The organism is Pseudoalteromonas sp. TB41 (assembly GCF_000497975.1).
Taxonomy (GTDB): domain Bacteria; phylum Pseudomonadota; class Gammaproteobacteria; order Enterobacterales; family Alteromonadaceae; genus Pseudoalteromonas; species Pseudoalteromonas tetraodonis.
This window is the reverse complement of the sequence record NZ_AUTH01000087.1, coordinates 103,966-111,557: the sequence shown is the minus strand read 5'-3', so window position 1 is coordinate 111,557 and position 7,592 is coordinate 103,966. Positions and strand designations below refer to the sequence as shown.

4 protein-coding genes and 1 pseudogene are annotated in these 7,592 nt (G+C 38.2%); all 5 read left to right on the top strand.

What is annotated here, in order from left to right; translation table 11 throughout:
* Positions 1–229: 229 nt before the first annotated feature.
* The 5 genes and pseudogenes from istA (at position 230) to L641_RS0114665 (ending at position 7,383) form a co-directional block, all read left to right on the top strand.
* Positions 230–1,780, top strand: a pseudogene (gene istA / locus L641_RS22365) (IS21 family transposase).
* 11 nt (positions 1,781–1,791) lie between these two features.
* Complete coding sequence (gene istB / locus L641_RS0114680) at positions 1,792–2,547, top strand: IS21-like element helper ATPase IstB (RefSeq protein ID WP_024602287.1); 756 nt, start codon at positions 1,792–1,794, stop codon at positions 2,545–2,547.
* A gap of 1,091 nt (positions 2,548–3,638) precedes the next feature.
* Entirely contained in the window at positions 3,639–4,223 is a 585-nt protein-coding gene (locus L641_RS0114675) for a hypothetical protein (RefSeq protein ID WP_051385869.1), read from the top strand.
* A gap of 78 nt (positions 4,224–4,301) precedes the next feature.
* Positions 4,302–5,849 (top strand): TnsD family Tn7-like transposition protein, encoded by a 1,548-nt coding sequence (locus L641_RS0114670; protein ID WP_024602286.1) that lies wholly within the window; start codon positions 4,302–4,304, stop codon positions 5,847–5,849.
* A complete protein-coding gene (locus L641_RS0114665) occupies positions 5,773–7,383 on the top strand; it encodes a hypothetical protein (RefSeq protein WP_144443715.1) in 1,611 nt (536 codons plus the stop codon). Before L641_RS0114670 ends, L641_RS0114665 begins: the two co-directional genes overlap by 77 nt.
* Positions 7,384–7,592: the final 209 nt, after the last annotated feature.

The following is a 7,592-nucleotide window of genomic DNA, read 5'->3' as shown; positions in this document are numbered from 1 at the left end:
CAAGGTACCTTGTGCATATTCTCTCCAGCTTTGATCACCCAATGGCATTAACTTTGATCACTTATTCTCATTAAGCTTTGATCACGAAAATCACTCGATAATGATCACTTTTGTGCTCTTAATGATTTTGCCGATCAAAGCTTAATGCCACTCGTTACTGAGTTCACGTTTTATCATTTTTGTAGGTATGTTAAACCGTTATCTAAATCATTTGATGAGGATAACAATAATGTCAACAAGACCTATATCTATGAGTAAATTACATGCTATTTTACGGCTGAAATATTCAGCAAAATTATCCCATCGAAAGATTGCCAGAAGCTTAACTATCTCCCCTGGCACTGTGGCTAATTACGTTAAAAAGGCCAATGAGTTAAGCTTAAACCAATGGCCGTTACCTGAAGATAAACAACACGGTACTTTTCTTAATACAAAAATCAGGGACTTCTCAACCCGTCAAAAAAGATACCCAACACCTGACTGGCTCACCATCAATAAGGATTTAAAGCAGCACAAACATTTGACGTTGCAGTTAGTATTCGATGAATTGCGTGATAAAGTCGGTGAGCCTTATTACAGCTATAGCCACTTCTGCCGCGCCTATCGGGAATGGTTAGGAAAACAACGGTTGTCGATGCGTCAGCATCATAAAGGCGGTGAAAAATTGTTTGTGGATTATTGTGGCCCCACGCTGACCATCACGTGCCCTACAACACAGGAGACACGACCTGCTCAAGTGTTTGTTGCCGTGCTCGGCGCATCAAATTATACCTATGCTGAGGCAACGTATAGTCAACAACTTGAAGATTGGGTGATGAGTCATGCCCGTTGCTTTGCGTTTTTAGGTGGTGTGCCTGAACTTGTTATTCCCGACAACTTAAAAAGCGCCGTTAGTAAACCCTGTCGCTACGAGCCTGATTTAAACCCCACGTATCATCAATTAGCCGAGTATTTTAATGTCGCGGTCATACCCGCTAGACCTTATAAACCCAAAGATAAATCGAAGGCTGAAGTCGGTGTACAAATTGTTGAGCGTTGGATCATGGCACGTCTGCGTAACCAAACCTTCTACAGCTTAGCGCACCTAAATCAAGAAATAGCAAAGCTACTTGATGTAATGAACAATAAGGTGATGAAGCAATATCAACAGTCACGTAAACAGCTCTTTGATAGGGTGGATAAAAGCGCATTAAAGCCATTGCCTGAAAAGCCTTATCACTATACACAAATCAAAACGGTGCGAGTACACATTGATTATCATGTTGAAATAGAAAAACATTATTACAGTGTGCCGTATCAGTGGGTTAAGAAACAATTACGCGCACACATAACCAATCAGCTAGTACAGCTTTATCATGACGATACCTTAATCGCACAGCATCCGCGCTCACATCGTTTAGGGGGGCATACAACACAGCCTCATCATATGCCTCTGGCGCATCAAAAACAGCATGAGCAGTCACCAATAAATTTACGCTCATGGGCATTAAGTATTGGAGAGTATACCCACTAAGTTGTTGAGTTACAGCTCAGTGGACGACGTCACCCCGAGCACGCTTATCGCGCCTGTTTAGGGCTGTTAAGTTTAGCTAAAACCTATTCAAAAGAAAGGCTTGAGCAAGCGTGTTATCGCGCAATCGTGATGAATACGACCACACTCAAATCAATTAAGCAGATGCTGAAAAAAGGGTTGGATCAACAACCGTTACCCACACAGCAAACCGAGCCAGAAAAGCCAATTAAGCATGGCAACATACGCGGCACACAGTATTACCATTAAGGAAATGAATCATGATAGACACCATTAACCAGCAACTTCAACTACTCAAGTTATCGGGTATAAAGCACGCACTCAAGCAGCAGCTTGAACAGCCAAATCTATATCAAGAACAAAGCTTTATAGAGCGCGTCAGTTTATTGCTAACACATGAAATTGACACGCGTGAGCAAAGAAAAATCGACCGACTCGTACGCCACGCTAAATTCCGCTTACCGGCTCAGTTAAATCAGCTAATTTACTCGCCGACACGTAATATAGAAAAAGCACAGATACGTAACTTAAGCCAAAATAGCTGGCTGAACTTACACCAAAATATCTTAATCACCGGGGCAACAGGCTGTGGAAAAACATACCTCGCATGTGCCTTAGGGCATGAGCACTGCCTACAAGGAAAAAGTGTTTACTATATTCGATTAAAAGAACTACTTGAAAGCCTGTTTCTAGCACAAGCAGATGGTAGTTACCGGAAATTACTGGCGAAGTTAATAAAGTATGATCTACTGATCTTAGACGACTGGGGGCTTGAACCACTGAGTGCGCAGCAACGAGGTGACTTACTCGAATTAATCGATGCGCGGTATGGGTATAAATCACACATAATTATAAGCCAGCTCCCGCAGGAAAACTGGCATGAGATGATCGGAGAATCAACCCATGCTGACGCCATTTTAGATAGGCTAATTCATGGTTCGATTAAGTTGAACTTAAAAGGAGAATCGATACGAAAACAACTAAATAAATTGACTGATGATGATCAGTTAAGCTAATTTAAAAACGGCTCTACAAAATGATAAATCAGGTGATCAAAGCTGATGAGAATCGGTGATCAAAGTCATGAGAATACGCACCTTGAAGGGAACATTTTATTTTGTAGCTGATATAATGTGAAACATTCTCAGAGGAACGCAGCGCTATTATTGATGAATAATCCTAGGGTGGCTGCTTCATTTGTGTCTTCATGAATTGTGAAATCTAAAAAGTCAATATTGTTTCAAGCTGACATTATGAAGCCTCCCATTCCTATGTTGTGAAAGGGTAGAACGAAACCATGATGTATCATCTTTGCAGCTTGAGGGTGAGATTACTTTCGCACTACCTAGGAGCGAGAACATACGTCTGATGTTTTGATTTCACATGAGGTGGGGTTACAAAAACGCACAAATCTTGCTACTGCTCAGAATAAAATCGGGGATTATCTCGAAACCATTGATTGTTTATATAGCCAAGATCAGCGAAAATAGTGACCAATCACGATTAACAAGACGGGTTTGACTGACGAAGAGCTAAGTGTGCGTTTCTTCTCAAAGTATTTACAACCCCGTGTAAAGACAAAAGAATTCATACTTGGTAAACCAAGATTTTCTTAATGAAATCAATAAGATAATGGCGTTCGCTATCATTTCGCACCCTGATGCGCCCAGCCTTTCAACGCTTAAAACCACCTTTCATTGCACACCACAATCACATCTCTACGTACTGAATTTAAAGGCTTTTTGTCTTTTTCTTGTTTCTTTGCTTTTCAATGATGTTCAAGCGTAACCTCGGAAAGTGTGTACAAACTTGAGTACAAATTCCGTTTTAGAGGCCTTTGGCGAAAATTCCATGACACAAACCTGGCTGTAGGCCATGTGGTTAGTGGGTTTGACGCAATGAGGAGACTAAAGCTTTTAATAGTTTTAAGGACTTACTTACTCAATCAGCAATTTCTTATCAACATATCATCGAGAATGAAAAAGTCATTAAATATGTAATTTCATCTGCTCATAAAAAATTAAAAAATATAAGAGCTTTTAATTCCGATGCCGCAGGATTGATCGTTGCTTCATCTGTCGGTCACGCTACCAAAATAGCAGTGCTTATGAAAGCTTGGTTTAATGAAAACAGTACTGTAGTGACATACAGAGAAAGTGACTCAACTACTATTATTCAACAGTTTAGACATTCAACAAGTAAGTGGATTATTTTAGTTGGGATGATAAGTGAAGGTACTAATATTCCTCGACTACAGGTTTGTTGCCACCTAACTAATATTAAAACAGAGATGCACTTTAGGCAGATTTTGGGGCGAATTCTGAGAGTAACAGATTCTACAAACCAAGAAGCTATTATATATATGCCCGCAGAGCCTAAACTGGTGGAATACGCCTACCGTGTTAAACAGGACGTCCCCTTTGAAGCAGATATAGTTAAATTTGATACTATAAAGCCAGAAGTTGATACCGGTATTAATGCAGAAGAGGTGACTATTTTATCTGGTGATACTAATTTGAGCCCTTTTAAATATGAGCTTCAACTTAGAGATATTGATACTGAAAAAACAGATTTTGAGCAGGCGAGTGATGTATCTGAAAAGTGTTTAATATCTTCTTATGAACAGACAGTAAATATATTTGGCCGGTTTAAGCAAGAGGCGATAGCATTGGGGTTAAGCGAGTTAAGGTAATTGCCGTTAAGCTCTCACAGCTTTTTATTCACGCTTCAAACTAATAGCTAGTCATTCTTTGCGTACAGAGGTGCTACTATGATCATGCAATTTCCGATAGCGCACAATGATGAGCTACTTGTAAGTATCTTAGCTCGCTTTGTAGCAAGACAAGGACTAAAAAATGACAAAGCTGCGTTAGATCTATTATTTGGTACTAGAAATATTGTCCCTTCAGCATTACTGCAAGGCCATATACAGCCTTTATTGTCGAATGTAGGGCATTTATGGTCTGTTAGCGAGACTGATGTAATCAATCGACACTCACTACTGCCTTTTTTTCAGTCATTTATAGAACCTCAAAGAATTGAAGCCGTACAAAATAGTTTGATATACAGTGAAAAATCAACGGCTCTGACGACTATAGGGAAAAACGCTTCAAATATTCATTGGCCTATGTATTATCGGTATTGTCCGAAATGTGTTGCCGAAGATAATAAGCTATTGGCTTACTCGTACTGGCGTAGGTCTTTTCAACTTCCGGGGTTAGTTGTTTGCCCTAAACATTTTGTTTATTTACAAAATAGTCACTTCAAACTGTTTCCAAGCAGTAGGCATGGATTCTGTAATGCATCTCAGGTTATTACTTCAGATAAGTTAATACATATAGATGTTGATTCAAACAATAAGCTGTCAAAACTCGCAATTCATTTACAGCAGTTACTACAGATAAATACTCCTTATGTTTCACCTTTACAATGGGCAATATTTTACCAAAAAGCGATCAGAGACATTGGCCTTGTAAATGGTGCAAGGCCCGATCACCTTAAGATTAAAGAAAGGGTTATATCCTACTGGGGTATTAAATTTTTATCATCACATGGCCTTGGGATACATAATGAAAATAGCTGGCTACTTGCTTTTTTCCGCAAACACAGACGGCATTATACAGCTCTACACCACTTAGTTTGTATGATGGCTTTATTTCCTTTTCAATCAATTTTTGGTGCGATAAACGAAGCGTCTTTGATAATCCCGGAAAGACAGAAAAAGAAGGTTTATACGAACAGTAAGCTTGAAGATAAAGTTGATGAATACCGCACTAATTGGTTGCTGATTTATTCCCAGTTCGATAGCTTAAAAAGCATTCGGGGGACTAGGGAAGGAGCTAGATTGTATTTATGGCTTTTTCGGTATGATAATGCTTGGCTACAAAAGCATTTACCTAAGCGCATTTATTACAATATAGGGAAGGTAAATTGGGCAAAGCGTGATCAAGAGCTAGTTAAGAAGCTGATTCTAGTTCGAAATAAAAGCTATGATAATTTAAGCTTACCTCGAATGACTCAAACTTGGTTCATTGCTCAAGTGGGGGTTATATGGGGGGTTACTAGTCATTTAGAGAAGCTTCCTCTTAGTAAGTGCTTTTTTATTAAATATACAGAGTCAATTGATGAGTACCAAATTCGTAGAGTTCTGGCTATTATAATAAATTGTATAAATAAAAATGAGCCTTTACCCAGACCTTATGAAATTGAACGTCTTGCCGGACTTAGTAAACAGCGTAGTCGTGAGCCTGTCAAATGCATCCTCGAAATGGATTTCGAGGAATTTTCCTGCTTTCAGATCCCTTCGAGAAAATGTTGAACTTAAAGAAGTGGTCGGTGTTTTCAGTTCAAATATATTATTTAAAAATAAGCGCGTATATATAGGTGTGCAATGGCAAGATGGACAGTATTCATCTTTGCCTATTGAAATGGCAAGTTTGGCGGCTCCGGGAAGAATATTTGAGAATAAAAAAATATCAAAAGAAACTGAATTTGAAAGGCTTAAAGTAACCATTTTAGAAGGAAAAGGCATAGATAAGTCATCAGATCATTATAGATACCTATATCAAACAGATATGGGGGTTATATCTATAACGGGATTTGAATTAGCGAGGATATTATTTTTTCATAATAGACATCTGGTAGATGCAGCTTATATGGCAAACGGCTTGTCTCAACTTGCATTTATTAATAAAGTGACCTCTCCCATAAAAATTAGCTTTCCAGAATCTACGACGTATCCTGTTAGTTATTTAAAAACTAAACAACAAAGGACACATCTTGCATGGCTTTTACTAGATAAAAATGCAAGAAAAAGCCTTTTCTCGATTTACCGAAGCTTTCAAAAAAACTCAAGTTTAATGGCTTTCGACTTTACTCCACCACTCTTAAAAGAATGGCAGGTTGAATTGTCAGTCATAAAAGATAATAAATCGGGGAAATTACTCGTACAGAGGATTGAGTCTATAGTTAATGCACATATTGATAGGGAGTATCCCAAAGTTGAAATTAGCCATCCTAAAAAAAAGGATGCAGCAGCACTTTCGAGTAAAGAAAAAGCAAAACTTACTAAGGCACCTAGTGTAGACATAGATCCTGAGCTTGATCTAGGTGATATTCCGGGTTTTTCTAAGCGGCTTCATAGTCTTAATTCAACAAGTTTTTCATTTAATATATCAGGTATCCAGAGTGCAACTCTTTCTGATGGAAAGAAGGCTTTAGAACGCTCAGCAGTCATTAATGACAGTGGCGATTTTACTCCTGAAAAAGCTGGCGTTGGTACGCCAGAGGTCGAAGGAAGTGCTCAAGAGTTCGACCCTATAATAAATCAGGAAGATGATTTTGAAGAAGCCGAAGAATCGCCTCAGAAGTTTTTAATTTTTAAAGATGTGGTAAATGAGCTAAGCGGCAAAAAAGGAATCGAGCTTAAAGCAATTAATTGTGGTGTGTTTCCAAATCCAACAAATGGAAGTATGGCTATCTTTAAGACTAAAGATAAGCAAACATTAAGGTTCTTTAGGGCTATTATTGTGGTGCAGCAGGTGGAAGTTGTAATGCTTGAAGCTGATACTACAAGCTTGATAAAGGCAAAGGGAGCAAGTACTTTAATTTTAGGACTGAAAGATGATGCGAATATTCGTTTTAAGGAAATTATTCAGAATTTTTCTGACAACGGAGCTCAATGGAAGCATCAATTTATCAGAGAAAGAGCTCATTTATTTCAAGCTTGTAATCACCCGAGACTAAAACATAAAGGTAAGACTTTAAATGAGGGTGAATATAAAGAAAAATGGGTTACTAGTTTACAAGAAAAGTTAAATCAACTTATCAAAGAGCTACAAGGAACCATTTAAAAAATATCAAACTTTATTATAGGATCGCTAGAGGCTGAGAAGGAATAATTATCAAACTTTAGCTAATTTATAGCTTTTAAGGGGCTATGTTTTTATCAAACTTTATTATAGTCGCACATTTATTAATGTTAAAAAAGCGCTTAAGGCGCTTTTTTTGTGCCTGAAACTCTGTTAACTTAAGTAACTTATTATTCTCTAAGGGATTAGTC

Excerpts from the sequence above, each read along its gene's own strand:
- istB (WP_024602287.1), top strand. The coding sequence starts at position 1,792 with ATGATAGACACCATTAACCAGCAACTTCAACTACTCAAGTTATCGGGT.
- L641_RS0114675 (WP_051385869.1), top strand. The coding sequence starts at position 3,639 with ATGAAAGCTTGGTTTAATGAAAACAGTACTGTAGTGACATACAGAGAA.
- L641_RS0114670 (WP_024602286.1), top strand. The coding sequence starts at position 4,302 with ATGATCATGCAATTTCCGATAGCGCACAATGATGAGCTACTTGTAAGT.